Below are 26,847 nucleotides of genomic sequence, written 5' to 3' on the forward strand. Positions count from 1 at the left end.
GGAGACGCCCCATGGACATCACCGCGCGGATCGAGCGGAGCCTGCACACGGCCCTCGCCCCCGGGGCGACGCCGCCCCTCTTGAACCTGGCCATGCAGCACGCCGTCTTTCCCGGCGGGGCACGGGTGCGGCCGCGGCTGTGCCTCGCCGCGGCCGAGGCCTGTGGCGGCGATGACCCGGCGCTGGCCGAGGCGGCGGCGGCGGCCATCGAGCTGATGCACTGCGCCTCGCTCGTGCATGACGACATGCCCTGCTTCGACGACGCGGCGACACGGCGCGGGCGACTCTCCGTCCACCGCGCCTTCGGCGAGCCGCTGGCCCTGCTGGCGGGCGATGCGCTGATCGTCCTCGCCTTCCAGACCGTGCTGCGCGCGCCCATCCGGCATCCGGAACGCCTCGCCGAAATCATGCGCATCGTCGCCGATTCGGTCGGCACACCCACGGGAATCGTGGCGGGCCAGGCCTGGGAATGCGAGACCCATGTGGATGTCTCGGCCTACCACCGCGCCAAGACGGCCGCCCTTTTCGCCGGCGCCAGCATGGCGGGCGCGGCCGCGGCGGGCGGGCCCATCGAGGAATGGCGCGCGGTCGGCGAACGGCTGGGCGAGGCCTACCAGGTGGCCGACGACATCGGCGACGCGATCTCGGCCGCCGAGGAAATGGGCAAGCCCGTGGGCCAGGACGCGGCCCTCGGCCGCCCCAGCGCCGTGCGCGAGCTGGGGCTGCGCGGTGCCGTGGCGCGACTCGAGGCGCTGGCCGACGCGGCTGCCGCCGCCGTGCCGCCCTGCCGTGGCCGCGCGGGGCTGGGCGCCCTGATTCGCGAGGGCGCGCGCCGCCTTTTGCCCAAGACCCTGCCCGCGGGGGCGATGTGACCTTCCCACCACCAACGGTATATGTCCATTTTGCTTGACACCTGTCATCGTCACCTTACAGTGACCCAACACCTTCCTGGGGGAAGTCCCGTCCAAATGGACACGATCGCCATCATCCTCACCGAACCCGAAAACCTGCGCCTGCAGCGTGTGGGCCTCGTCGCGCCTGGCGATGAGGATGTGGTCGTGGATGTCGAGTGGTCGGGCATTTCCACCGGCACGGAGAAGCTTCTCTACACCGGCCGCATGCCGAACTTCCCCGGCATGGGTTACCCCCTGGTGCCCGGCTATGAGAGCGTGGGCCGCGTGGTCCAGGCCGGCCCGGCCTCGGGCCAGGCGGTGGGGTCGCGGGTGTTCATTCCCGGCTCGCGCGGGTTCCGTGATGTGCGCGGGTTGTTCGGCGGCGCCGCCGGTCGCCTCGTCTCCTCCGGCAAGCGCGTGGTCCCGGTGGCCGAGGAGCTGGGCGAACGCGCGGTGCTGCTGGCGCTGGCCGCCACCGCCTACCACGCCATCGCCGAGCATCCGCCGGAACTCATCATCGGCCATGGCGTGCTGGGGCGCCTGCTCGCGCGCATCACGCTGGCCATCGGCGCCCCCGCCCCCGTCGTGTGGGAGACGAGCCCCGACCGTGCCGCGGATGCCCTGGGCTACCAGGTGCTGGACGCCGAGCGCGACAACCGCCGCGACTACGGCCGCATCTGCGACGCGAGTGGCGATGCGAACATCCTGGACATGTTGATCGGCCGGCTGCGTTCGGGCGGCGAGATCACGCTGGCGGGCTTCTATGACCGCCTCTCCTTTGCCTTCGCGCCGGCCTTCATGCGTGAGGCGCGCATCCGCATCGCCGCCGAGTGGCACCCGGCCGACATGGTCGCGCTGAACGCGCTGGTCGCGTCGGGGAAGCTCTCGCTGGACGGTCTCATCACCCATCGGGAACCCGCGGCGACGGCGCCCGATGCCTATCGCACCGCCTTCGGCGATGCGCGATGCCTGAAGATGATTCTTGATTGGAGGAAGTTCGAATGAACGCTGTGTCCGGGAACATGCAGCCTTCGTCTTCCGACGACGCCGCCTCGATCGAGGCGCCGCCGGCCGTGAAGCAAACCCAGATCATCGCGATCTATGGCAAGGGGGGCATCGGGAAGTCCTTCACCCTCGCGAATCTCAGCTACATGATGGCGCAGCAGGGCAAGCGCGTGCTGCTCATCGGCTGCGACCCGAAGAGCGACACCACCTCGCTGCTGTTCGGCGGGCGCTCCTGCCCCACCATCATCGAGACCTCCTCCAAGAAGAAGGCGGCCGGTGAGCAGGTGCAGATCGGCGACGTCTGCTTCAAGCGCGACGGCGTCTTCGCGATGGAGCTGGGCGGGCCGGAAGTGGGCCGCGGCTGCGGCGGGCGCGGCATCATCCATGGCTTCGAGCTGCTGGAGAAGCTGGGCTTCCACCAGTGGGATTTCGACTACGTGCTGCTCGACTTCCTGGGCGACGTGGTCTGTGGCGGCTTCGGCCTGCCGATCGCGCGCGACATGTGCCAGAAGGTGATCGTCGTCGGCTCGAACGACCTGCAGTCGCTCTATGTCGCGAACAATGTGTGCTCGGCGGTGGACTACTTCCGCAAGCTGGGCGGCAATGTCGGCGTGGCGGGCCTGGTCATCAACAAGGATGACGGCACGGGCGAGGCGCAGGCCTTCGCGGACGCGGTGGGCATTCCGGTGCTCGCCGCCATCCCGGCCGATGACGACATCCGCCGCAAGAGCGCCAACTACGAGATCGTGGGCACCCCGGGCGGCCAATGGGCCCCGCTGTTCGAGGCGCTGGGCGTGCAGGTGGCGGAAGCGCCGCCGCTGCGCCCCAACCCGCTGACGCACGAGAACCTGCTGAACCTGTTCAAGGGCGATGCGGTGGGCCGCGGCGTGGTGCTCGACCCGGCCACCATGGAGGACATGTGCGGCAGCGAAGTGCTGAACAAGCCCTCCCTCGAAGTGGTGTACGAGGGCGCCTGAGGATGGACACCCTCCCCCCTCGCGCAACGGAGGCCTCGGGCTGCCATGGCGGCCGCGAGACGCTGGATGCCGCGGCGCGCGCCGCCGGCAAGACGGCGGTGATGGACCAGCTCATGCGCGACTACCCGCGCGGTCCGCACGACCAGCCGCAGAGCATGTGCCCGGCCTTCGGCAGCCTCCGTGTGGGGCTCAGGATGCGGCGGGTGGCGACCATCCTCTCGGGCAGCGCCTGCTGCGTCTATGGGTTGACCTTCACCAGCCACTTCTACGGCGCGAAGCGCACCGTGGGCTATGTGCCCTTCAACTCCGAGACGCTGGTCACGGGCAAGCTGTTCGAGGACATCCGCGACGCGGTGCACCAGATGGCGAAGCCCGAGGATTACGACGCGGTCGTCATCACGAATTTGTGCGTGCCCACGGCCTCGGGCGTACCGCTGGAACTCCTGCCCAAGGAGATCAACGGCGTGCGGATCATCGGCATTGACGTGCCGGGCTTCGGCGTGCCGACCCATGCGGAAGCCAAGGACGTGCTGGCCGGTGCCATGCTGCGCTATGCCCGCAACGAGGCCGAGGCCGGCCCCGTGGCACGCCCCCGCAACATGACGGATGCGCGGCGCATCACCCTGATCGGAGAGCTGTTCCCCGCCGATCCGGTGGGCATCGGGCAGATCCTGGCGCCCATGGGCCTTGTGGCCGGCGCGCAGGCGCCCTGCCGCGAATGGCGCGACATGTATGCGGCGCTGGACTGCGCCGCCGTCGCCGCCCTGCATCCCTTCTATACGGCGAGCGTGCGCGAGTTCCGTGCGGCCGGGCGTCAGGTGGTGGGCTCGGGCCCCGTGGGTGTGGACGGCACGGCCGACTGGATCGAGGCCATCGGTCTCGCCGCCGATGTTCCCGCCGCCCAGCGCGAGGCCGCCCGCCAGGCCGTGCTGCCCGCCATCCGCAGCGTGCTGGCGAAGAACAGCGTGAACGCGCGCATCACCGTCTCGGGCTATGAGGGCAGCGAGCTGCTGGTGGCGCGCCTGCTGATCGAGGCCGGCGCCGAAGTTCCCTACGTCGGCACCGCCTGCCCGCGCACCGAATGGTCCGCGGCCGATGCGTATTGGCTGAAGGCCCATGGCTGCCACGTGCAGTATCGCGCGAGCCTGGAGCAGGATTTGGCCGCGATGAAGGAAGCCAAGCCCGACCTCGCGCTCGGCACCACGCCGCTGGTGCAGAAGGCGAAGGAGATGGGCACGCCCGCCCTCTACTTCACCAACATGGTCAGCGCCCGGCCGCTCTTCGGCATCGCGGGCGCGGCCTCCATGGCCGGGATCGTCGCCGCGCAGACCAAGGGCCGCGAGCGCTTCGGCCGCATGGTCAGCTTCTTCGAAGGTGTCGGCACGCCCGACGGCGCGGGCTACGGCTTCGCCGGCAAGCCCATTGACCCGCCCGGTTTCCGCGACCGCCAGCGCAAGCTGCGCGCCGCGCAGGCGAAGGCCCTCGAAGCGGTGGGGACCTAGGCCATGCTGGTTCTCGATCATGACCGCGCCGGTGGATATTGGGGCGCCATCTATGCCTTCTCGGCCGTGCGTGGGCTGCGCGTGGTGATCGATGGCCCGGTGGGCTGCGAGAACCTGCCGGTGACGGCGGTGCTACACTACACCGACGCGCTGCCGCCGCATGAGCTGCCCATCGTGGTGACGGGCCTCGATGAGGAAAGCCTCAGCCAGAACGGCACCGAGCCCAACATGCGCCGCGCCGCCGCGACGCAGGACCCCGAGCTGCCCGCCGTGGTGGTGACGGGCTCCATCGCCGAGATGATCGGCGGCGGTGTCACGCCGCAGGGCAGCAACCTGCAGCGCTTCATCTGCCGCACGATCGACGAGGACCAGTGGCAGGCCGCGGACCGCGCCATCATGTGGCTCTGGACCGAGTTCGGCGCGCGCGGGCGCAAGGTGCGCGCGCGCAACCCCAAGCTGGGCGAGAAGCCGCGCGTCAACATCATCGGCCCCATCTACGGCACCTTCAACATGCCCTCCGACCTGGCCGAAATCCGCCGCCTGGTCGAAGGCATGGGCTGCGAGATCAACCTGGTCTTCCCGCTGGGCAGCCACATCGAGGACATCGCGAAGCTGCCGGATGCGGATGTGAACATCTGCCTCTACCGCGAGTTCGGCCGGAAGCTCTGCGAGGAGCTGGAGCGCCCCTACCTCCAGGCGCCCATCGGCATGTTCGCGACCACCAACTTCCTGCGCAAGCTGGGCGAACTCACGGGCCTCGACCCCGAGCCCTTCATCGAGCGCGAGAAGCACACCACGCTGAAGCCGCTGTGGGATCTGTGGCGGTCGGTGACGCAGGATTTCTTCGCCTCGGCCCCCTACTCCGTGGTGGCGACGCACACCTACACGCACGGCCTGACCCAGTTCCTTACCGAGGAGATGGGAATCCCCTGCGCCTATTCCGCCAGCCGCCAGGCGGGCCAGAAGCCCGACAACGCGGCCACGCGCGAGGCGATGAAGTCCCCGGGCCTCGTCGTCTTCGGCAGCTTCAACGAGCGCATGTACATGGCCGAGGCCGGCCAGAAGGCCGCCTACATCCCGGCGAGCTTCCCAGGTGCCATCATCCGCCGCGCCACCGGCACGCCCTTCATGGGCTATGCGGGTGCCACCTACGTCATCCAGGAATACTGCAACGCGCTGTTCGACGCGCTGTTCCACATCCTCCCGCTCGGCACCGAGCTGGACAAGATCGCGGCGACGCCCGCCCGCGCCTCCGATGTCTGGGAGGAGGCGGCCCAGGCGCTGCTCGATGCGCGCGTGGAGCGCGAGCCCTTCCTCATCCGCATCTCGGCCGCCAAGCGCCTGCGCGAGCAGGTGGAGCAGGCGGCGCGCGATGCCGGCGAAGCGCGCGTCACGCTGGAGCGTGCGCGCACCATCCTTGTCCCCGAGGCGCAGCCGGCATGACCGCGCGCCCGGACCAACCCACTGCCCGCCCGGCCTGGCCGGGAAGACAGATGTGCGCGGCGGTCTTCGCCAAGCACGACCCTGCTGCGCGGGAATTGCGCGGTAACCGGCCGCAAGGCCGTATGGAGGTCAACACATGGCCGAAGTGATTGCTAGGGCAGGTCTGACCGAGCCCGAAGCCCGTGAAGTGCATCGCCTGGTGATGCAGGGCTGGATTTTCGCGGTGTTCGCCTCGATGGGCGCGCACATCCTGGTGTGGATGTGGCGGCCGCTCGTCTATGGCAGCCAGGTGGTTCCGCCCGACTGGCGCTTCTTCATCAATTGAAGCGTGCGGGCTGCCTGCCTGACGGCATGCGGCCCGCTTCCCTGCCCATCCTATAGGAGAAGAGCAAATGCATAAGATCTGGATGGTGGCGAACCCGCTGCGCATTGGAATGCTGGGCGCCGTCGGCGTCATCGGCATCGCGGCCGTGATCCACTTCGTGGTCCTCAGCTCGCCGCGTTACTGCGACCACCTCGGTTGGTGCTCGGAGAGCCTCGCCTACACGGCGGGTCAGCCCGTGGCCCGTACGCCCGCCGGCGTTCGGTAGGCACAGGCCGTGTCGCTCCACGGCAGTGGGCGAAGCAAGCGCAGCGGGCGTCGCCCGCTGTCGCGGATGACGACACACAGGGGCAGGTTCCGCGCCTGCCATGACAGGAGCATCAAGCCATGGCGATGCTGACTTTCGAAGCCAAATATCGTGTCCGGGGAGGCACCCTCGTCGGCGGGAACCTGTTCGACTTCTGGGTGGGTCCCTTCTACGTGGGCTTCTTCGGCCTCACGACCTTCTTTTTCTCGCTGGTGGGCACGGCCCTGATCCTCTACGGCGCGGCCATCGGCGGCACGTGGAATCCGTGGCTGATCAACATCGCGCCACCCGATCTTCGCTATGGCCTGGGCCTTGCTCCGCTGCGCGAAGGCGGATTGTGGCAGATGATCACCATCTGCGCGATCGGCGCCTTCGTGTCCTGGGCACTCCGCCAGGCCGAGATCTCGCGCAAGCTCGGCATGGGGATGCACATTCCCTGGGCCTACGGCATGGCGGTCTTCGCCTACATCACCCTGGTGGTCATCCGCCCGGTGCTGATGGGCGCCTGGGGGCATGCCTTCCCCTACGGGATCTTCAGCCACCTCGATTGGGTGAGCAACGTCGGCTACCAGTACCTGCACTTCCACTACAACCCGGCGCACATGATCGCGGTGACCTTCTTCTTCACCACGACGCTGGCGCTGTCGCTCCATGCCTCGCTGGTGCTCGCCGCCATCAACCCCAAGAAGGGCGAGACGGTGAAGACGGCCGAGCATGAGAACACCTTCTACCGCGACTTCATCGGCTACTCGATCGGCACGCTGGGCATCCATCGCCTGGGCCTGTTCATCGCGCTGTCGGCGGGGTTCTGGAGTGCGGTGTGCATCGTGATCAGCGGCCCCTTCTGGACCCGCGGCTGGCCCGAATGGTGGAACTGGTGGCTTCAGCTGCCGATCTGGAACTGAGGGAGGGACGCCACGATGGAATATCAATTCATCTTCACGCGGGTCCAGCCGCATCCGCCTTCCTACCCGGGCGTGCCGCTGCCGCGTGACAACCAGGCGCGCGTGGGCAAGCCCATGCACAGCCGCCTGCTCGGCCTCTTCGCCGACGCGCAGATCGGGCCCTTCTACCTGGGCTGGCTCGGCCTGCTCTCGGTGGCCTGCGGCTTCATCGCCTTCGAGATCATCGGCCTGAACATGCTGGCCTCGGTGAACTGGAACGTGGTGGAGTTCATCCGCCTGCTGCCCTGGCTGGCGCTGGAACCCCCTGGGCCGCAATGGGGTCTTCGTATCCCGCCACTGAACCAGGGCGGCTGGTGGCTGATGGCCGGCTTCTTCCTGACGGCCTCCGTGCTGCTGTGGCTCGCGCGGACCTGGCGCCGGGCCGACCAGCTGGGCCTCGGCCAGCACACCTTCTGGGCCTTCGCGGCGGCCATCTGGCTCTTCCTGGTGCTGGGCTTCCTGCGCCCGCTGTGGATGGGCTCCTGGAGCGAGGCGGTGCCCTTCGGCATCTTCCCGCACCTGGATTGGACGGCCGCCTTCTCGATCCGCTACGGGAACCTCTTCTACAACCCGTTCCACGCGCTCTCGATCGTGTTCCTCTACGGCTCCGTGCTGCTCTTCGCGATGCACGGCGCCACGATCCTGGCCGTGGCCCGCTTCGGCGGCGAGCGCGAGGTGGACCAGGCCATGGACCGCGGCACCGCGGCCGAGCGCGCCGGCATCTTCTGGCGCTGGACCATGGGCTTCAACGCCACCTACGAGAGCATCCACCGCTGGGCCTGGTGGTTCGCGGTACTGACCCCACTGACCGGCGGCATCGGCATCCTGCTGACCGGCACGGTCGTGGACAACTGGTACCTCTGGGCGATCGAGAAGCGCTTCGCACCGGCCTATCCGGCCGTGTGGGGCCCGATCATCGACCCGACGCGCTGAGGGAGGAGAACACATGAAGCCCGAGTTCTTCAGGAAGTTCAACTTCCTCTTCGGGACCGCGGTGGTGGCTCTCGCCGCCGCGGCCTTCCTGGTCCTCACCTTCGAGCGGCCCACAATCGAGACGGTGCAGTCCGGGTTCCGCGGCACCTCGATGGGGCAGGTGTACAACACCCGCACCCTGACCGCGGTGCAGGCCCGCAACACGGTGCCCGAGATGGACGAGGCCATTCCCAATGATCCCGAAAGCCCCCGGGCTTCCGAGATCTACGAGAATGTCCAGATCCTGGGCCATCTGAGCGTGGAACAGTTCGGCCGGATCATGCTCGCGATGAGCGAGTGGATCTATCCGAACGCCGAGAACCCCGCCGAGAGCTGCAATGGCTGCCACGTCCCCGGCAACTTCGCCGCCGAGGACATGTACACCAAGCACGTGGCGCGCCGGATGCTGCAGATGGTGCACACCATCAACACCACCTTCAGCAACCACGTGAACGCGAATGGCGAAGTGGGCGTCACCTGCTACACCTGCCACCGCGGCCAGGCCGTGCCGGCCGCCGTGTGGTCGCAGGAACCCTCCAACGCCGCGCCCTCGCGCATGTGGGCGGTGGCGGGCGAGCAGAACCGTCCCGTGACGGCCACCGGCTACGCAACCCTGCCGACCGACCCCTTCACCCCCTACCTCTGGGGTGACGAGGAAATCCGCGTGATCTCGGGTGCGGCGCGCGAGCGCAACAACAACCAGAGCATCCTGCAGACCGAATGGACCTATGGGCTGATGATGCACATGTCCACGTCGCTCGGCGTGAACTGCACCTTCTGCCACAACAGCCGTTCCTTCGCCTCCTGGGACAGCAGCACGCCGCAGCGCGTGACCGCCTGGCACGGGATCCGGATGGTGCGCGCCATCAACAACGACTACATCGAGAGCCTGCGGGACCGTTTCCCGCCGAACCGCCTGGGCCCGCTGGGTGATACGCTCAAGGTGAACTGCTCCACCTGCCACGTGGGCGTCTACCAGCCGCTCTATGGTGCGCCGATGCTGCGGAACTACCCGGAGCTGATCCTGCCCACCCAGACCGCGGCACCCGCGGCGGACCCGTCCGCCCCCGTGCAGCCGGCCGCGGCCCCCGCAGCGGCGCCCGCGCTCAACTGAGCCGGACACCGTGCTAGACCGAAGGGGCGGAGGGCGCAGGCCTTCCGCCCCTTTCCCTTGTGGTGCCCATGACAACCCTGCTTGCCCTTCTCAGCCTGTTCTTCGTGGCGCTGGGCGCCGCCTCGCTGCTGCCCATGGCCTCCGAGCCCGTGCTGATCGCGATGCTGCTGACGGCCGAAATCGACCCCTGGCTGCTGGTCGCGGTGGCGAGCCTCGGCAACACGCTCGGCTCCGTCATCAACTACGTGCTGGGGCGCCTGGTGGAGCGCTTCCGCCACCGCCCCTGGTTCCCCGCGAGCGAAGCCTCGCTGGATCGCGCGCAGGGCTGGTATCGCCGCTGGGGCCGCTGGTCGCTGCTGCTGAGCTGGGCGCCCATCATCGGCGACCCGCTGACGGTGGTGGCGGGCATCATGCGCGAACCGCTCTGGAGCTTCGTGCTGCTCGTCGCGATCGCCAAGACCGGGCGCTATGTCGCGCTCGCGCTCATCACGCTGGGTTTCGTCTGAAACCCGCGCTTTCCCTTGGCCTGAGCGCGCGCGATGCGCGATGATGGCGCACTCGCAGGAACACGCCACGATGAACGTCATCTCCTCCCCGCCCCGCCCGCAGGCCGTCGTCATCGGCGCGGGGTTCGGCGGGCTCGCGGCCGCGGTGCGGCTGCTGGCGCGCGGCTTCCGCGTGACGCTGGTCGAGAAGCTCGATGCGCCGGGCGGCCGCGCCTACACCTTCCGCCAGGACGGGCATGTCTTCGACGCCGGCCCCACCATCATCACCGCACCCTACCTGCTGGAGGAGCTGTGGGCACTGCACGGCGAAAACATGTCGGATGTGGTGGACCTGCGCGCGATAGACCCCTTCTACGTGATCCGCTTCGACGACGGCACCGAGTTCCATGCCAGCGCCGACGTGGAGAAGATGCGCGCGGAGGTGGCGCGCCTCGCGCCTGAGGATGTGGACGGCTTCGACCGCCACATCGCCGCCAGCAAGGCCATCTACGACGTGGCCTTCGCGGAACTGGCCGACAAGCCCTTCCACCGCTTCACGACGATGCTGAAGGCCATTCCGGACATGGTGCGGCTGCAGGGCTATCGCTCGGTGTTCGGGCGCGTCTCGGCCAACTTCAAGAACCACAAGATGCGGGTGGCCTTCAGCTTCCATCCGCTGCTGATCGGCGGCAATCCGCTCAGCACAACGGCCTATTACTGCCTGATCGCGCATCTGGAGAAGCTGCACGGCGTCCACTACGCCATGGGCGGCACGGGGGCGATCGTGCAGGCGCTGGCGGACCTCATCACGCGCCATGGCGGCAGCTTGCGGATGAACAGCGAGGTGGCGGAGATCACGACCGAGAACGGCGCCGTCAGCGGCGTGCGCCTCGCTTCCGGCGAGATGCTGGCCGCCGATGTCGTCGTCTCCAACGCCGACCCGGCCTGGACCTACGGCAAGCTAATGGGCGCCACCAAGCGCCGGCGCTGGACCGATGCGAAGCTCTCCCGCGCCGCCTACTCCATGGGGCTCTTCGTCTGGTATTTCGGCACCGACCGCCGCTTCGACGACGTCTATCACCACACCATGGTGCTGGGCCCGCGTTATGAAGGGCTGCTGCGGGACATCTTCTCCCGCAAGAAACTGACCGAGGATTTCTCGCTCTACCTGCACCGGCCCACGGCGAATGACCCGTCGCTCGCGCCGGAAGGCTGCGACAGCTTCTACGTGCTCTCCCCCGTGCCCAATCTCGGCAGCGGCACGGACTGGGCGCGCGAGGCGCAGGCCTATCGCGACCGCGTGCTGAAGCGGCTGGAGGAGACGGTGATGCCAGGCCTGGGCCGGCACATCACCACCGAGCGCATCATGACGCCTCTCGACTTCCAGCACCGCCTCAACGCGCGCGATGGTGCCGCCTTCGCCATGGAGCCGCAGCTGTTCCAATCCGCCTGGTTCCGCCCGCACAATGTCAGCGAGGAGGCGCGCAACCTCTTCCTCGTGGGCGCCGGCACGCATCCGGGTGCCGGGGTTCCGGGCGTGGTGGCCTCGGCGCGCGTGCTCGACCAGGTGGTGCCGGACGCAGCCAGCTTTCAGCGCGCGCGCGTCTGAAGGCCGACACCCTGCACGGGCCGCGTTCGGCCGGCGCGGTCCTCGATCACTCGCGCGGCAGCGAGCCGGCCTGACATCGCGGCCATTGGAATGCCCGGGCCTGGATGCACCGAGCCGCCCGCGAGATACAGGCCGGGCAACGGGCCGCGGGCACCGGGCCGCGCGAAGCTGCCCATCATGCCGTGATTGGCGCGGCCATACAGCGCGCCGCCTGTGCCGGGGAAGAGCGCGTGAAAGCCCTCGGGCGTGGTGGCGACCATGCCGTCGCGTTGCACATGCAGGCCGCATCGCTCCAGCAGCGCGAAGGCGCGCGCTTCCTCGGCCGTCGCGTCGAAGCGCGCCACATCGCCATCGGGCGGCGCGTTGACCAGCACCAGCAGGCGTTCGGGCGCGCCGGGCGCGGGCGCCTCGCCCACCGCGCCGCGGTCTTGCGCGCAGATGTAGACGGTGGGCGCTTCGGCCACGCGGCGGCGGTTGAACACGGCGTCGAACTCGGCGGCGTAGTCCTCGGCGAAGAAGACGTTGTGGTGCGCGAGGTCGAAGCCCGAGGTCGGCGCGTTCACGCACCAGGTGATGGCGGACAGCGAACGCTTGGCGCGCGGCGTGGCCACCCCGCCTGCACCCAGCGCGGGCAGCGCCGAGGCATCGCCGTTGAACACCACGGCATCGGCGCGCAACTCCTCGCCGCCCGCCAGCCGCACGCCGGCCGCGCGCCCGGCCTCCACCAGCACGCGCTCCACCCGCGCGTTGAAACGGAACGTCGCCCCCTGCCCCTCGGCCAGCTTGTGCAGCGCCAGCGCCACGGCGCGCATGCCGCCCTTCACCTGCCAGACGCCATCCTGCTCCACATGCGCCACCAGCATCAGCGTGGCCGGCGCCAGGAAGGGTGAGGAGCCCACATAGGTCGCGTAGCGCGCGAAGAGCTGCCGCAGCCGCGCGTCGCGGAAATACACGCCCAGCGCCGAATGCAGCGTGCGCATCGGCATGGTCCGCCACAGCGCGCCGAGATCCCCCACGCGCCGCACCAGGTCCAGCATGGAGGGCCGCTCCGAGGCGATGAAGGGCCCGACCAGGGTGCGATGGATAGCGGCACTCCGCGCGCAGAAGTCGCGATAGCCCTGCGCGTCGGCGGGCGAGGCGAAGGCGGCGATGGCATCGGCCGAGCGCTCGATGTCCGCGAACAGGTCCAGACGCCCGCCCGCCCGCCAGGCGTGCCGCGCCAGCAGGTCCGAGGCCGCGATGGTGAGGTGGTCCTCCAGAAGCTGCCCGGCATCGGCGAACAGCCCCTCGAAGATCCAGCGCATGGTGAAGACGGTGGGCCCGGCATCCACGCCACGGCCGGCCACCTCCACATGGCGCATCTTGCCGCCCGCGGTGGCGGCGGCCTCCAGCACCGTCACATCGCAGCCCTGGCGCGCCAGGTCGGCGGCGGCGGCGAGCCCGCCCATCCCTGCCCCCATGACGATGACGCGCATGGTCAGGGGAGCATCCAGCGCATCGTCATGCGACCATCCCGCGCGTATTCACGCGACGGCCGCCGCCGCGCGCCGCGCCCTGAGGCCCAGGTCAATCTTGCGCCGGTGCCAGATGATCAGCCCCACGCCGATGGCCAAGGGCACCGCCCACATGGCCGGGTGAAGTGCCAGCCAGGGCAGCACCCGCACCGAACCGAAGGCGAAGAAGGCCGTGTAGACGCTGATCCCCGCGCCCACGAGACCCTTCAGGTGCTCTTTCAGCCAGTCCATCTGGCCCGGGCGCGGGTTCAGGATGAAGTACATGTTCGTGCCGAAGGTGGCGAAGCCCACCAGCGCGATGCCCACCATCAGCGGCTGGCCGATCAGCCAGCCATCCAGCGCGCAGGCAAAGGCGGCGGCCAGCAGCAGCCATTGCAGTGCCATGTTGAGCGGCGTGCGGTTGGCCGCGTGGTCGCGCCGGTTCCAGACGCAGAGCCAGCCATACCAGACGAGGTTCACGGTCAGGATGGCGTTGTGCAGCATCATCCAGCCGAAGATGCCGCGGATGAACTCGGCGTCGAACATGCCGACGAGGTGCGGGTGGGTGCCCATCGGGTCCAGCAGGGTCAGCACGCTCATCCCCACGGCGAAGAGGCCCGTGGCCAGCAGGCAGGCGTTGAACACCTTGCCCCAGGCCTTGTGCTTGGCGCCGCCCTTCTTGCCCGCGATCGGCACCCAGAAGGCGATGGCGCCGATGCTGCCGGTGACGATGTGCAGTGCCACCAGGGTGTGAAAGAGATCCATGCGCCTGGCCCCGTCCGTGTCGAAACTGACAATGCCACTTGACAGTTTTACCTGTAAAGCGCGGCAATGACCTCACCGATGAACAGCGTCTTCACCCCGCCCAAGCCCACCTCCTTCGCGGCGCTGGTGGCCCTGCTCCGCGTGGTGCTGCGCGGCGATGGCGACCTGCTCTGCCTGCTGCCGGCCTCGGCCTATCGCACCGAGATCGGGCATCTGGGCTGGTCCCGCCGGCAGACCGTGATCGTGAACCGCCCCGACCAGGTGCGCCGCGTGCTGTCCGACCCCGAGGGCATCTTTCCCAAGAGCGACCTGATGGTGGAGGCCCTGGACCCGCTGATCGGCGACAGCATCTTCGTCTCGTCAGGGCCCACCTGGAAGCGGCAGCGGCGGATGATTGACCCCTCGCTCAGCATGATGCGGGTGAACAACGCCTACCCCGCGATGGTCGCCGGCTGCGAGGCGGCGGAACATATGCTGGACCAGGCGGCCGCAGACGGCACGCGGCTGTCCCTGGACCTGACGATGAGCCACCTGACGGCCGACATCATCTGCCGCACCGTGTTCTCCACGAACCTGCAGCACCAGGCCGCGCATGACGTCTTCGAGGCCTTCACGCTCTTCGAGCGCAGCGTGGCGCAGGTGGAAATCAAGCGCCTCATCTTCGACCCGGCCTGGACGCGTGCGCCGCAAAAGCCCGAGGTGCTGGAGGCCTGCGCGACCATCCGCGCCCACCTGGCCGCCCTGATCGACACCCACACCGGCGAGGACGCCGCCCGCTTCGACGACATCGCGACGGCCGTGCTGGGTGCCCGCGACCCCGACACCGACGCGCCCTTCACGCGGGAGGAGCTGATAGACCAGCTCGGCGTGCTGTTCCTGGCCGGCCATGAGACCAGCGCCAGCGCGCTGACCTGGGTGTTCTACCTGTTGGCGACGCACCCGGCCCTGGTGGCGCGGCTGCGCGCCGAGGTGCGGGAGGTCTGCGGTGACGGCCCGGTGGAATTCGAACACACGAAGCGCCTGCCATTCGTGCGCAACGTGTTCCGCGAAACGCTCCGCCTCTATCCGCCCATCACCTTCCTGCCGCGAATCGCGCAGGAGGCGACGACCATCGGCGACCTCAAGGTGCGGCGCGGCGCGCTGGTCATGGTGGCGCCCTGGGTGCTGCACCGCCATGCGCGCTACTGGAAGCGCCCCCATGAATTCGACGCCGACCGCTTCAGCCCCGAGCGCGAGGGCGAGATCACGCCCGGCACCTACATCCCCTTCGGCCAGGGCCCGCGCGTCTGCGCGGGTGCGGCCTTCGCCACCACCGAGGCCGTGCTGCTCATCGCGCGCCTGTTCCGCCGCTTCGACGTCCACATCGAGGCGCCCGAGCGCGTGCGCCCCGCCGCGCGCCTCACCACCCGCCCCACCGAGCAGATCTTCTGCACCGTGAGCCGCGCCGGCGCATGAGCGCGCCCACGGTCCTGCTGACATTGGGGCGGCTGCCCAAGGGGCTGGACGTGGCGCGGTCCTTCGCGGCCGCGGGCTGCCGCGTGGTGGTGGCGGAACCGTTCTCGCGGCACCTGGTCGGCGCCTCGCGCGCAGTGGCGAAGTCGGTCGTGGTGCGTCCGCCCAGCGCGGGCAAGCGCGGCTATCTGGACGACCTGGCCCGCGTGGTGCGCGAGGAGGAGGTGGACTGGGTCATCCCCATCTCGGAGGAGACGATGCACGTCACCTTCCTGCGCGACCTGGTGCCTGGGAACGTCACCATCTTCACGCCGCCGCCCGAGGCGCTGCTGCCGCTCTATGACAAGCACGGCTTCACCCGGCTCTGCGCCGAATACGGCGTGCGCGCGCCGGAGACCTTCATGCTCGGCACGCCCGAGGCCACGGCGCTGGCGGCCGCGCACAAGGTGGTGGTGAAGCCCATCCATTCCTGCGCCGGACGCGGCGTGCGAATCCTGGAACCTGGCACCCCCCCGCCCGCCGACGACGTGCCCTGCGTGGTGCAGCGCTTCGTGGAGGGCCAGATCTTCTCCTCCTGCGCCATCGCGCGCGAGGGGCGGATCCTGGGCAACATCCTCTATCGCGGCGCGATGTTCGCGGGCTCCGTCGCCATCGTCTTCGAGCGCGTCGAAGACCCACGCCTCACCGACTGGATCACCCGCTTCGTCGCCGCCTCCGGCCACACCGGCTTCATCTCCTTCGACCTGATCCAGGATGCGGCGGGCGAGGTCTGGGGCATCGAGTGCAACCCGCGCACCACCTCGGGCATCCACTTCTTCGAGAATGCCAGCATCGCCCGCGCCGTGCTGGACGAGGCGCCCGCCACGCCGCGCGCGGAGCGGCGCTTGCAGCAATTCTACTCGGTGCTGACGGCGCTGTCGGGCGTGATGTTCCGGCGCGGCTATTTCGCGGTGCTGACGCAACTGCTCGGCACGCGCGATGTCACCTTCGACCGGCGTGACCCCGTGCCGGCGCTCACCATGATCTGGACCACCTGGCCCATCATCCGCCTCGCCATGGCGAAGAAGGTGCCCTTCGGCGAGGTGGCGACGCTGGATGTGGGCTGGTTCGAGGGGGAACGCGCCCCGTGAGGCCGGCCCAGCCCGCGGACGCACCCGCCCTGACCGCGCTCTTCCTGGCCGCGCGCCGCGCCGCCATGCCCTGACTGCCGGAACTCCACACCGAGGCGCAGACGCTGCACTGGATGCAGGCGCTGGTGCTGCCGCGAAGCCGGGTGTGGGTGGCCGATGACGAGGCGGGCCTGCCCGCCGGCTTCGCCGCGCTGACGCCAGGGCGGCTCGATCATCTCTACGTCGCCCCCGGATCGCAGGGGCGCGGCCTCGGCGACGCGCTGTTGCGGGAGGTGAAGCTGGCCAGCCCGGATGGGCTGACGCTGCACGTCTTCCAGCGCAACGCGCCCGCGCGCCGTTTTTATGAGCGGCGAGGCTTCCGCCTCATCGCCCTGCGCGACGGCCAGGAGAATGAGGAGCGGGAGCCGGACGCGATCTACACCTAGCGGCCCGGCTAACCCAGCGTCCGCGGCACCTTCCACGGCAGCATCGCATACATGGCCGGGTTCTTGAACCGATCCAGTTCCAGGCTCTCATGCACCGCCGTCGTCTCCTGCCCCAGCAGCGTCGTGCGGATTTCCGAGCGCGAGTAGAAGGGCGTGTCCTCCAGCGTCCGCACCACCCGCGCCTGGCCGCTCTCGGAGCGCGTGGGCCTTCGGATGCGCCACAACGTGCGCGGCATGGTGGCCGGCGGCGGCACGGCGATGTCCACCACCGCGCCATCATCCGTCGCCTTCAGCGCGAGCGACTGCTTCGAACCATCGCGCCGTTCGGCGTTGTAGAGAATGGCCGTCGCGTCCTGCATGGGCGCACGGCACCAGTCCCACTCACGAAAGTCCTCTTCCAGCGGGGCGGCGCCGTGGTTGGTGTCGAAATAGGCGGGGCCGGACCAGCGCAAGCCGGGGCTGCTCAGTTCCACCTCCACGCGGGAGCGCGGCGCGATAGGCTGCCAGCGGTGCCGCCCATGCGTGTCCAGCGTGAATTCGCGGCTTCCCAGCGCGCGCGGCCGCACGCGCACCGTGCCCGTCAGCCGTGAGGGGATGGGCGCCGTCATCTCGTTGATGTGGATGGTCAGCGTCTCGCCATCCCAGTCGAGCCGCGAGGGGCCGATCTGCAAATAATCCGGCCCGCGCGACAGGGCGCCACGCCGGCGGTCCGTCATCGCCCAGCGGCGCGGGCTGCCATAGAGCGCCACGTTCAGGCAGCAGTGATTTTGCGGGTCGGCCGGGCCGCGCCGATGCGCCGCCGCATACCAGGGCGAGAACACCGTGCCGATGAAGGCGATGAGGGTGATGCCATGCGCCCCGTCATCGGACAGCGCGTCCACATACCACCAGGCATAGCCGCGCTCGGGCACATGCCGGTCGAATTCCCAACCTCTCATCATCGCTCCTCAAGAATGGCCTCGGCGGCGAACCGCCCGGAAATTGCCGCCATGGCGAGCCCCGCGCCAGGGTGGGTGCCCCCGCCCGCCAGGAACAGCCCGGGCAGGCGCGTGGCCGCGCGCGGGCGTTCGAAGGCGGCGTTCCACCCCTGCATCGCGGCCCCGTAGAGGGCGCCGCCCGTGCCGGGAAACAGCGCCTCGTAGCCCGCGGGGGTGGTCGCGTGGGTCTGCGTGATCTCCAGCGCGAAACCGGCCGCGGCGAGCTGCGCGAGGCGTGATTTCGTCAGCGCCGCCAGGTCCGGCACCGCGGAGGCGCCGCGCGCGGGGGCGGTGAGGTTGAGCTGGAAGCCCTCCTCGCCGTCTGGCACCGCGCCGTCATCGCCACGGTCCAGCGCGGTCAGGTGCAGGGTGGAGGCGGCGGGCAAGCGGGCGCGGAAATCCAGCGCGGCATATTCGCCGCCCGGCGCGGGAAAGACCACATTGGTGGGCAGCGCCGGGCGGCCCGTGATGCGCCCGCGCAAAAGCCAGGTGACGGCCGAGAAGGAACGCTGTCGCGGCGGGATGGCGTCCACCGCGCCCGCGGCCGCCGCGCCGAAAAGGCTCGCGCCGAGGGCCGCCACATCGGCGTTGATCACCACCGCATCGGCCGCGACCTCCTCGCCATCCGCGAGGCGCAGGCCGGAGGCGCGGCCGCCGGCCACCAGCACCTCCGCCACGGGCGCGTCGCAGCGCAGCCGCACGCCCATGTCCTCCGCCACGCGCGCCAGCGCCGCCGCCATCCGATGCACGCCGCCGGCGACGCGCCAAACGCCCTCCTGCTCCACCGCCGCCACCATCATCAGCGTGGCCGGCGCGCGCAGCGGCGAGGCGCCGACATAGGTCGCGTAGCCGCCGAACAACTGCCGCAGCCGCGCGTCGCGGAAATGCTTGCCCAGCGCGTCGTCCAGCCGGGCGAAGGGCGAAAGGCCGAGCAGCCGCCCCATGCCGAGTTCCGCCGCCAGCCCCAGGGCGGTCGGGCGGGCGCGCTGCAGGAAGGCCGCGTCCAGCGCCGCGCGCGCATCGCGGGCGCGGGCCATGAAGTCGCGATAGCCGCGCGCCTCGGCGGCCCCCGCGAAGGCGCCGATGGCGTCGGCGTTGCGGGCCTCGTCGCGGTGCAGGTCGAGCGTGCTGCCATCGGGCCAGACATGGCGGCCGAGCGACTGTGCCTCGGCCAGGTCCAGATGCGCGTCGAGCGACGTGCCGCCCATGGCGAAGAGCGCCTCGAACACCGGGCGCAGCGTGAGCTGGGTGGGCCCGGCATCCATCGCGACACCGCCCAGTTCCACCGCGCGCAGCTTGCCGCCCGGCACCGCCGCTCGCTCAAAGACCGAAACGGCACAGCCACGCGCGGCGAGATGGATGGCCGCCGCCAGCCCCCCCACCCCGGCCCCCACGATGGCCACGCGCCTGTCCCGCCCCGTCATGCCCCGAGTGACCCCTTCCCGGCCCTGATTGTCAATCCATCCTGACAATGCTGGTGACAAGGCAATGCACTGAGCTATCCTCCCGGCATGAAGACCGCAGGAATTTTCGCATGAGCGACCAGGTGGCCGAAGCCCCGCTTGCCCTTTCGCTGCGGGACCGCTTCCTCGCCTTCCGGGACCGCATGGTGTCGAGCCCGCGCTTCCGGGCCTGGGCCGCGCGCTTCCCGCTGACGCGGCCATTGGCCCGCCGGCGCGCGCGGGCGCTGTTCGACCTGAATGCGGGCTTCGTCTATTCGCAGATCCTCACCGCCTGCGTGCGGCTGCGCGTGTTCGACGCGCTGCGTGAGGGGCCGCGTTCCATCGCATATCTCGCCGTGAAGCTCTCCCTCTCCACCGAGGCCACGCTCAGGCTGATGGAAGCCGCCGCCGCGTTGGACCTTGTCGAGGCGCGCGGCGGCGGTCGCTATGGCCTGGGCTCGCTGGGTGCCGCGCTGGTGGACAATGCCGGCGTGGTCGCGATGGTCGAGCACCACGCCATGCTCTACGCCGACCTGGCCGACCCCGTGGCGCTGCTGCGCAGCCCGCGCGGGGGCACGAAGCTCGCGGCCTATTGGGCCTATGCGGGCAATGACGGCGCGGCCTCGCTCGACCTCGGAGCGGTGGGCGAATACAGCGCCTTGATGGCGGCCTCCCAGCCCATGATCGCGGCCGAGATCCTGGGCGCCTATCCGCTGGCGCGCCACCGCTGCCTGATGGATGTCGGCGGCGGCGAGGGCGCCTTCCTCAGCGCCGCGGGCCACAGTGCGCCGAAGCTCAGCCTGATGCTGTTCGACCTGCCGGCCGTCGCCGAACGCGCGCGCGCGCGGCTGGCCGCCGAGGGCCTCGCCGACCGCGCCACCACCCATGGCGGCAGCTTCCACACCGACGCGCTGCCGGAGGGGGCCGACGTCATCTCGCTCGTGCGCGTCGTCCACGACCATGACGATGACGCGGCGGCCGGCATCCTCGCCCGCGCGCATGCCGCGCTGCCGCAAGGCGGCACCCTGCTGCTGGCCGAGCCCATGTCCGGCACGCCCGGCGCCGAGCCCATCGGCGAGGCCTATTTCGGCTTTTATCTCCTGGCCATGGGGCGGGGACGGCCGCGCCGGATGGAAGAACTCCAGCACATGCTGGCGACGGCCGGGTTCAGCACCAGCCGCCCCGTCCGCACCCGCACGCCCATGCTGACCAGCCTGCTGGTGGCGACGAAATAGCACCTGGCATTGTCGGCGCTGCGCGTCGCGCCTAGCCTTCCCGCCAGGAGGAACCGCCCATGTCCGACCGCCTCGAATTCGGCTGGTACCTGCCCACCTCGGGCGACACGGTCTGCTATGGCGACCGCGGCAGCGACATCCCGCCCTCGGCGGACATGTTCGACCGCGTGGTGATGGCGGCCGAGGCGGCGGGCTTCGAATACTTCCTGGTCCCCGTCGCCGCCCCCTGCTGGGAGGCCTTCACCGCCAGCGCCATGGCGGTGGCCAAGACCAGAACCATCAAGGCGCTGGTCGCCGCGCGCCCCGGCTACATCACGCCGCTGCAATTCGCGAAGATGATCGCGACCTTCGACCAGCTCTCGGGCGGGCGCATCGCCGTCAACCTCATCGCCGGGCAGAGCGAGGCGGAGAACCGCGCCGAAGGCGTGAACCTCACCAAGGAAGACCGCTACGCGATGATGGAGGAGGATGTCTCCATCATGAAGGCACTGTGGAGCAGCCCCGGCCCCGTCACCTTCAAGGGCCGCTTCCGCACCCTGGAAGGCGCGCGCATCGCGCCGCAGACGCTGCAACAACCCAGCCCGCGCTTCTATCTCGGCGGCGGGTCCATGGAGGCCTGGGAGGTCTCGGCCAAGCACGCCGATGTCCACCTCTTCTGGGGCGACACGCCCGCCACCATCGCGCAGAACATCGCCACCCTGCGCGACATGGCCGAACGCCACGGCCGCCGCGAGGCGCTCGGCTTCGGCATGCGCCTGCAGATCTGCTGCCGCGACACCGAAGAGGAAGCCTGGTCCGCCGCGCACGAACTCGTCCGCGGCGTGACCGAGGAACAGACCCGCAAGATCCAGGCGAACATCGCAGGCTCCGCCGCCAACCAGCGCGTGCAACAACTCGCCCGCGAACATGGCGACCTCATCGCCCCTCACCTCTGGTCCGGCCTCACCCGCGCGCGCCAAGGGGCCGGCATCATGGTCGTGGGCAACCCGCAGCAATGCGCGTCCACCCTGCAGGACTTCATCGAGGCCGGCTGCACCTCCTTCTGCCTCTCCGGCTACCTGCACGACGAGGAAGCGACCCGCTTCGCCCGCCTGGTCCGCCCCCTGCTCGCCCAGCGCAACCACGGCCGGATGCTGGCGGCGCAGGCGGGAGCGCGGGCACTGGGGCGCGCTGGCAGGGGCTGCCGCCCCCGCCATACCACCCCCGCCAGGGGCCATAGGCCCCTGACCCCATGTGTGATGGCCATTTGCAGGGAGGGGCGTCACGGGCGCGCCCGTGGTCACAGGCATGCCATGCCCCTCCCTGCAAATGGCCATGAGACGGGTTCCGAGGGCCACGGCCCTCGGCGGGAGGGGTCTGGGGAGGGCGGCGCCCTCCCCAACGGCACCCCGCGCCCCCTCCCCGTCTCCGCCCGCCGGCGTGCGGCCGTGGTCACATCTGGATGTTCAGGGCCTGGACCAGCGGGCGCACGGCGGCGATCTGGTTGTGGACGGAGGCGCCGAATTCGGCGGCGCTGTTGCCGCCCGGTTCGGCGCCCAGTTCCAGGATGCGGCTAGCCACGCTTTCGTGGCGCGCGGCGGCGGCGAGCTCGCGGTGCAGGCGTTCCAGCACGGGGGCCGGCGTGCGGGCGGGCGCGAAGAAGCCGTTCCAGCCGAGCAATTCGGCGTTTGGGAAGCCCTGTTCCCGGACGGTCCGCACCTCGGGCAGCACGCGCGGACGGCGGTCGGCCAGGGTGGCGATGGGGCGCAGCGCGCCGCCGCGGATGTGCTGCAGCGAGGAGGAGAGCTGGTCGCCGCCGAACACGACACGGCCGGCCAGCAGGTCCTGCACCAGGGGTGCCGCGCCGCGGAAGGGGATGTGTTCCATCTGGAACTGCCCGTCGCGCTTCAGCACCTCGCTGATCATGTGCATGGTGCTGCCGGGGCCGGTGGAGCCGTAGAAGGGCGGGGGGTTCTGGGTCTTCGCCCAGGCGACGAATTCCGTCAGGTCGCGCGCGGGCACCTGCGCGTTGGCGAGCAGGATCATGGGCACCGCGGCGCCAAGGGTGATGGGCGCGAAATCCGTCTCGATGCGGTGCGGCGCGCGGCCGGCGATCTCCAGCGCGGCGGTGGTGGTCGAGAAGGTCAGGTTGTGGAACAGCAGCACCTGGCCATCGGGCGGCGCCTTGGCGACATAGTCGGCGCCGATGGAGCCGCCGCCGCCGCCCCGGTTCTCGACCACGGCGGGGCCCAGCGTGTCACCCAGGCGCTGGGCGAAGATGCGCGCCAGGATGTCGGTGGTGCCGCCCGCCGGGAAGGGCACGACGATGCGGATGGGGCCGCTCGGCGTCCAGGACTGGGCGCGCAGGATGGCGGGGGCGGCGGGCAGCCCGGCGACTGCGAGGCCGAGCGTGCGGCGGTTGAGCATGGGTCCGTTCCTTCCAGCGGCGCCGGCTCGTTGCTGTCCGGCGCATGGAAGTAAGGGTGGGCGCGTCGCCGCGCGCCCGTCAATGCCCCGCGTTTTCGCCCGAGAAATCGGGCGCGGCGAGGCCCGAGGCCTCGATCTGCGCGGCGAGCTGCGCCTTGAGGCGTTCCAGCCCCTCGGCGCTGGAAGCCTCGGCGCGCGCCACCAGCACGGCCTGGGTGTTGGAGGCGCGCAGCAGCCACCAGCCATCGGGCGTGTTCACGCGCACGCCGTCCACGGCGGAGACATCGGCGCCCTCGGCATCGAGGCGGGCCGCGACCTCGCGCACAACCTCGAACTTGCGCGTGTCCTCGCAGTTGAAGCGCAGTTCGGGCGTGTTGAGCACCTGGGGCAGGCCCGCGCGCATCTGGGCGAGGCTCTGGTCGCTGCGGGCCAGGATGTCGAGCAGGCGCACGGCGGAATAGAGCGCGTCGTCGAAGCCATACCACTTGTCGGCGAAGAAGATGTGGCCCGACATCTCGCCGGCCAGCGGGCAGCCCGTCTCGGCCATCTTCTGCTTGATGAGGGAGTGGCCGGTGCGCCACATCAGCGGCGTGCCACCGGCGGCCGCGATCTCGTCGAAGAGCACCTGGGATGCCTTCACATCGGCGATGATGGTGGCACCCGGATGCGCCTTCAGCACGTCACGCGCGAGGACGACCAGAAGCTGGTCGCCGAAGAGCATGTTGCCCTCGCCATCCACCACGCCGATGCGGTCCGCATCGCCGTCGAAGGCGATGCCGAGGTCCGCCTTGGTCTCCTTCACCTTCGCGATGATCTGCGCGAGGTTCTTCAGCACCGTGGGGTCGGGGTGGTGGTTGGGGAAGCGGCCGTCGATCTCGGCGTTGATCACGTGGTGCGTGCCGGGCAGTTCGCGCACCAGGCGCTCGGTGATGGCGCCGCCCGAGCCATTGCCCGGGTCCCACACCACGTTCAGCGTCTTGGCGCCCCCGCCGTAGTCCTGGACCATGCGCGCGATGTAGGTGGCCGAGACATCCACCTCGCGCGAGGAACCCGTGGCCTCCGGCACCACGTCACCCTCGGCGGCCATGCGGCCCAGTTCCTGGATGTCCTTCCCGAAGAACGGCTTCTTGCCGATCATCATCTTGAAGCCGTTGTAGTCGGGCGGGTTGTGGCTGCCCGTCAGCATCACCGCGCCATCGGCCTTCTGGTCGTAGCTCGCGAAGTAGAGCATGGGCGTGGGGCCGCAGCCCACGCGCACCACCTCCATGCCGGACGCCACGAGGCCCGCCACGAGGTGCGTCTCCAGTTCGGGCGAGGAGAGCCGCCCGTCACGCCCCACCGCCACGCGCCCGCCACCGGCGCGGGCCACGATGGTGCCGAAGACGCGGCCGATGGCGAAGGCGTCCGTGCCATGGAGCGTTTTGCCCACGATGCCGCGAATGTCGTATTCGCGCAGCGAGGTCGGGTCGAAGCGGTGGTTGAAGGCGTCCATCAGGGGCGTCCGATCGGGTGCGGGAGTGAGGGTCAGCGGTAGCGGTCGAGGAAGCCGCGCACCGCGGGTGCCAGCTCCGGCCGTTCCAGGGCGAAGGCGATCTGCGCCTCCAGGAAGCCCAACTTGTCGCCGCAGTCGAAGCGCCGCCCCTCGTAGCGCAGCCCGTGGAAGGGCTGGGTGCCGATGAGCTTGGCCATGCTGTCGGTCAGCTGCACCTCGCCCCCCGCGCCCTTCTCCAGCTTGGCCAGGTGCGTCATCACCTCGGGCATCAGCACGTAGCGGCCGATGATGGTGAGGTTGGACGGCGCCTGGTCCACCGGCGGCTTCTCGACCAGGCCCTTCACGGAGACGAGGCGGCCCATGTCCTTCTCGATGTCGAGCACGCCGTACTTGTTCACGCGCTCCATCGGGACTTCCTCGATGGCGACGACATTGCCGCCCGTCTCGCGATAGGCCTCGGCGAGCTGGGCGACGCAGGAGGTCTCGCACTGCATCAGGTCGTCGGGGAGGATGATGGCGAAGGGGTCGTCGCCCACGAAGGCGCGCGCGCACCAGATAGCGTGGCCGAGGCCCATCGGCACCTGCTGGCGGACGGTGACGATGGAGCCGGGGGTCACGGCGAGCGCGCGCAGCTCGGCCAGGATGTCGGCCTTGTTGCGTTCCTCGAGGCTCTTTTCCAGCTCGTAGGCGATGTCGAAATGCTCGACGATCGCGGTCTTGCCGCGGCCGGTGATGAAGCAGAACTGCTCGATGCCGGCGGCGCGCGCCTCGTCCACCGCATACTGGATCAGCGGGCGGTCCACGACCGGCAGCATTTCCTTCGCGACCGCCTTTGTCGCCGGCAGGAAGCGGGTGCCGAAGCCTGCCACGGGCAGGACGGCCTTCTTGAGGGGCTTCATCACGGGGGCTCCTTCACCGGTGCAAGCCGTTGTTGCCACGGCCAAGGCGCCACCCGCAAGCCAGCCCCCGGATGTGGTCAGCGCGTGCCGGCGACGCGCTGCGTGCCGGGCGGGGTGGCGCGGGTGCCGCGCGGCGCATTGGCCGGGGCGCGGCGGGCGGCCGGGCTGGGCTGGGCGCGCGCGGCCTGGGTGCGGGCCGGCTGGGCACGGGCGGGGGCGGTGCGGGCGGCCTGGGCACGGGCGGTGCGGGCCGCCTGTGCGCGGGCGGGCGCGTTGCGGGCCGGACGCGCGGCGGCCTGGGCACGCGCGGGCGGCGTGCGCGGGCGGGCCGTGGCCTGGGCGGTGGCCGGCGGACGGGCGGCACGCGCCGCCACGGCGGCGGGCACGGGCGGGGGCAGCCCGCCCCCCACGGCACGGGCGGCCAGCACCCGCCCGGCGGCGGCGGCCGCGGCCATCTCGGCGGCGGCGGGCGGGACGCCGCGCACGCCTTGGCGCGCGAAGCCCTCGTCGAAGAGGCTCGCCATCTGGGCGTTGCGCTCGCGCCAGTTGGCGCCGCCGAAGACGGCACCCACGAGGCGAACGCCCCCCCGCTCGGCCGAGGTCAGGATGTTGTAGCCCGAGGCGCGGATATAGCCGGTCTTGATGCCGTCCGTGCCCGGGTAGTCCACCAGCATGCCGTTGTGGCTGCGGATCAGGCCCTGGTTGTGCCGGAAATGCGTGGCGCTGAAATAATGGTAGTGCTGCGGGAAATCCTGCAGCAGCCGGCGGCCCAGCAGCGCCATGTCGCGCGCCGTGGTCACCTGGTCGGGGTCGGGCAGGCCCGAGGCGTTGCGGAAGACGGTCCGCGTCATGCCGAGCTGGCGGGCGCGCAGCGTCATCTGCCGGGCGAAAGCCTCCTCGCTGCCGGCCAGGTGTTCGCCCACCGCGGCCGCCACGTCATTGGCCGAGCGGGTGACGAGGGCCAGGATGGCCGTCTCGACCGAGAACAGCGTGCCCACGGGCAGGCCGAGCTTGGAGGGTGGGCGGGACTGCGCCTCGGCCGACATGCGAATCGGCGAGTTGAGCGCGAGCCGCCCGCCCTGCATGGCCTCGAACAGCATGTAGAGCGTCATGGCCTTGGTGAGCGAGGCCGGGTGACGCAGCGCATCGGCATGGTGCGAAACCAGGATGTTGCCGGTCTGGTGATCCAGGACGATGGCGGCGTAGCGCTCACTCCGCTCGATGGCCGCCACCTGGGCGCGGCCCGGCGCCATGGCCGCGAGCAGAAGCACCACGGCAAGGCCCAAGGCCTGGAAACGACACGACATGCAGCAATCCCCCCGGATCGGTCAGGGACGCGGCCTCCCCCAAGGCTGGGCATCCCCTATGGGCGCAATCAATCAGCGATGCGGCGGGATGTCCATTGGTTTCGGGCCGAGACCGGGCTTTTCCGGCTTCTCCGCGAATTTTGTGCGCTGCAACATTTTCCTTGAAATCCCCGGGGAAGGCCGCTAGATCACACTCATGCTGCATCGCAGCAAAGCCCGCATGCTGCTTCGCAGCAAAAAACGTCGTGGGC

24 protein-coding genes and 1 pseudogene are annotated in these 26,847 nt (G+C 70.1%); 17 read left to right on the top strand and 8 right to left on the bottom strand.

The window, feature by feature from the left end; all coding sequences use genetic code 11:
• Positions 1-11: 11 nt before the first annotated feature.
• The 12 genes from GGQ83_RS11380 to crtI all read left to right on the top strand — a co-directional run bounded on the left by GGQ83_RS11380 (position 12) and on the right by crtI (position 11,573).
• Entirely contained in the window at positions 12-872 is an 861-nt protein-coding gene (locus GGQ83_RS11380; protein WP_184384015.1) for a polyprenyl synthetase family protein, read from the top strand.
• 96 nt (positions 873-968) lie between these two features.
• Positions 969-1,898 (top strand): chlorophyll synthesis pathway protein BchC, encoded by a 930-nt coding sequence (gene bchC, locus GGQ83_RS11385; RefSeq protein WP_184384017.1) that lies wholly within the window; start codon positions 969-971, stop codon positions 1,896-1,898.
• Positions 1,895-2,875 (top strand): chlorophyllide a reductase iron protein subunit X, encoded by a 981-nt coding sequence (locus GGQ83_RS11390; RefSeq protein WP_456315675.1) that lies wholly within the window; start codon positions 1,895-1,897, stop codon positions 2,873-2,875. Before bchC ends, GGQ83_RS11390 begins: the two co-directional genes overlap by 4 nt.
• 2 nt (positions 2,876-2,877) lie before the next feature.
• The gene (gene bchY / locus GGQ83_RS11395) at positions 2,878-4,377 is read left to right on the top strand and encodes a chlorophyllide a reductase subunit Y (protein WP_184384020.1); all 1,500 of its coding nucleotides are present in this window, start codon (positions 2,878-2,880) and stop codon (positions 4,375-4,377) included.
• Positions 4,378-4,380: 3 nt separating this feature from the next.
• On the top strand, positions 4,381-5,820 hold the full coding sequence (bchZ, locus tag GGQ83_RS11400; RefSeq protein ID WP_184384022.1) for a chlorophyllide a reductase subunit Z: 1,440 nt from the start codon (positions 4,381-4,383) through the stop codon (positions 5,818-5,820).
• A gap of 136 nt (positions 5,821-5,956) precedes the next feature.
• Complete coding sequence (locus GGQ83_RS11405; RefSeq protein WP_184384024.1) at positions 5,957-6,145, top strand: M14 family metallopeptidase; 189 nt, start codon at positions 5,957-5,959, stop codon at positions 6,143-6,145.
• Positions 6,146-6,212: 67 nt separating this feature from the next.
• Positions 6,213-6,410 (top strand): light-harvesting antenna LH1, alpha subunit, encoded by a 198-nt coding sequence (gene pufA / locus GGQ83_RS11410; RefSeq protein WP_184384026.1) that lies wholly within the window; start codon positions 6,213-6,215, stop codon positions 6,408-6,410.
• A gap of 119 nt (positions 6,411-6,529) precedes the next feature.
• On the top strand, positions 6,530-7,354 hold the full coding sequence (pufL, locus tag GGQ83_RS11415; RefSeq protein ID WP_184384029.1) for a photosynthetic reaction center subunit L: 825 nt from the start codon (positions 6,530-6,532) through the stop codon (positions 7,352-7,354).
• A gap of 15 nt (positions 7,355-7,369) precedes the next feature.
• Positions 7,370-8,326 (top strand): photosynthetic reaction center subunit M, encoded by a 957-nt coding sequence (gene pufM / locus GGQ83_RS11420; protein ID WP_184384031.1) that lies wholly within the window; start codon positions 7,370-7,372, stop codon positions 8,324-8,326.
• A gap of 13 nt (positions 8,327-8,339) precedes the next feature.
• The gene (gene pufC / locus GGQ83_RS11425) at positions 8,340-9,479 is read left to right on the top strand and encodes a photosynthetic reaction center cytochrome PufC (RefSeq protein WP_184384033.1); all 1,140 of its coding nucleotides are present in this window, start codon (positions 8,340-8,342) and stop codon (positions 9,477-9,479) included.
• 68 nt (positions 9,480-9,547) lie between these two features.
• Positions 9,548-9,985, top strand: a complete 438-nt coding sequence (locus GGQ83_RS11430) for a YqaA family protein (protein ID WP_184384035.1) — start codon at positions 9,548-9,550, stop codon at positions 9,983-9,985.
• 70 nt (positions 9,986-10,055) lie between these two features.
• Positions 10,056-11,573, top strand: a complete 1,518-nt coding sequence (gene crtI / locus GGQ83_RS11435; protein ID WP_184384037.1) for a phytoene desaturase family protein — start codon at positions 10,056-10,058, stop codon at positions 11,571-11,573.
• Here the strand turns inward: crtI and crtD are convergent.
• Both crtD and GGQ83_RS11445 read right to left on the bottom strand, forming a co-directional pair.
• A complete protein-coding gene (crtD, locus tag GGQ83_RS11440) occupies positions 11,555-13,048 on the bottom strand; it encodes a 1-hydroxycarotenoid 3,4-desaturase CrtD (RefSeq protein WP_184384039.1) in 1,494 nt (497 codons plus the stop codon). The genes crtI and crtD overlap by 19 nt on opposite strands.
• Before the next feature lie 48 nt (positions 13,049-13,096).
• Positions 13,097-13,831, bottom strand: a complete 735-nt coding sequence (locus tag GGQ83_RS11445) for a hypothetical protein (RefSeq protein ID WP_184384041.1) — start codon at positions 13,829-13,831, stop codon at positions 13,097-13,099.
• Between the two features lie 78 nt (positions 13,832-13,909).
• Between GGQ83_RS11445 and GGQ83_RS11450 the strand changes: the two genes are divergently transcribed.
• From GGQ83_RS11450 to GGQ83_RS11460, 3 genes are all read left to right on the top strand, one after another.
• The gene (locus GGQ83_RS11450; RefSeq protein WP_184384043.1) at positions 13,910-15,286 is read left to right on the top strand and encodes a cytochrome P450; all 1,377 of its coding nucleotides are present in this window, start codon (positions 13,910-13,912) and stop codon (positions 15,284-15,286) included.
• Complete coding sequence (locus tag GGQ83_RS11455; RefSeq protein ID WP_184384045.1) at positions 15,283-16,413, top strand: ATP-grasp domain-containing protein; 1,131 nt, start codon at positions 15,283-15,285, stop codon at positions 16,411-16,413. The genes GGQ83_RS11450 and GGQ83_RS11455 overlap by 4 nt, the downstream gene beginning before the upstream one ends.
• Before the next feature lie 113 nt (positions 16,414-16,526).
• Positions 16,527-16,838 carry a GNAT family N-acetyltransferase gene (locus tag GGQ83_RS11460; RefSeq protein ID WP_340643622.1) on the top strand — a complete coding sequence of 104 codons (312 nt, stop codon included), beginning with the start codon at positions 16,527-16,529 and terminating at the stop codon, positions 16,836-16,838.
• An 8-nt stretch (positions 16,839-16,846) separates the two neighbouring features.
• On the opposite strand, the gene GGQ83_RS11465 is transcribed toward GGQ83_RS11460, so the two are convergent.
• Both GGQ83_RS11465 and GGQ83_RS11470 read right to left on the bottom strand, forming a co-directional pair.
• The gene (locus GGQ83_RS11465) at positions 16,847-17,776 is read right to left on the bottom strand and encodes a carotenoid 1,2-hydratase (protein WP_242535073.1); all 930 of its coding nucleotides are present in this window, start codon (positions 17,774-17,776) and stop codon (positions 16,847-16,849) included.
• Positions 17,776-19,239, bottom strand: a complete 1,464-nt coding sequence (locus GGQ83_RS11470) for a phytoene desaturase family protein (protein WP_184384049.1) — start codon at positions 19,237-19,239, stop codon at positions 17,776-17,778. The genes GGQ83_RS11465 and GGQ83_RS11470 overlap by 1 nt, the downstream gene beginning before the upstream one ends.
• A gap of 110 nt (positions 19,240-19,349) precedes the next feature.
• Between GGQ83_RS11470 and GGQ83_RS11475 the strand changes: the two genes are divergently transcribed.
• On the top strand, positions 19,350-20,492 hold the full coding sequence (locus GGQ83_RS11475) for a methyltransferase (RefSeq protein ID WP_184384051.1): 1,143 nt from the start codon (positions 19,350-19,352) through the stop codon (positions 20,490-20,492).
• Positions 20,493-20,551: 59 nt separating this feature from the next.
• A pseudogene (locus GGQ83_RS20150) lies at positions 20,552-21,517 on the top strand (LLM class flavin-dependent oxidoreductase); the annotation flags it as partial.
• A 406-nt stretch (positions 21,518-21,923) separates the two neighbouring features.
• Here GGQ83_RS20150 and GGQ83_RS20155 read toward each other — a convergent pair.
• The 4 genes from GGQ83_RS20155 to GGQ83_RS11495 all read right to left on the bottom strand — a co-directional run bounded on the left by GGQ83_RS20155 (position 21,924) and on the right by GGQ83_RS11495 (position 26,596).
• A complete protein-coding gene (locus GGQ83_RS20155) occupies positions 21,924-22,898 on the bottom strand; it encodes a Bug family tripartite tricarboxylate transporter substrate binding protein (RefSeq protein ID WP_242535074.1) in 975 nt (324 codons plus the stop codon).
• A gap of 79 nt (positions 22,899-22,977) precedes the next feature.
• Positions 22,978-24,390 carry a phosphoglucomutase/phosphomannomutase PgmG gene (gene pgmG / locus GGQ83_RS11485; RefSeq protein WP_184384055.1) on the bottom strand — a complete coding sequence of 471 codons (1,413 nt, stop codon included), beginning with the start codon at positions 24,388-24,390 and terminating at the stop codon, positions 22,978-22,980.
• Between the two features lie 32 nt (positions 24,391-24,422).
• Positions 24,423-25,289, bottom strand: a complete 867-nt coding sequence (galU, locus tag GGQ83_RS11490) for a UTP--glucose-1-phosphate uridylyltransferase GalU (protein WP_184384057.1) — start codon at positions 25,287-25,289, stop codon at positions 24,423-24,425.
• Positions 25,290-25,366: 77 nt separating this feature from the next.
• On the bottom strand, positions 25,367-26,596 hold the full coding sequence (locus GGQ83_RS11495; RefSeq protein WP_242535075.1) for a D-alanyl-D-alanine carboxypeptidase family protein: 1,230 nt from the start codon (positions 26,594-26,596) through the stop codon (positions 25,367-25,369).
• Positions 26,597-26,847: the final 251 nt, after the last annotated feature.

Source organism: Roseococcus suduntuyensis (genome assembly GCF_014196305.1).
Classification (GTDB): Bacteria; Pseudomonadota; Alphaproteobacteria; order Acetobacterales; family Acetobacteraceae; genus Roseococcus; species Roseococcus suduntuyensis.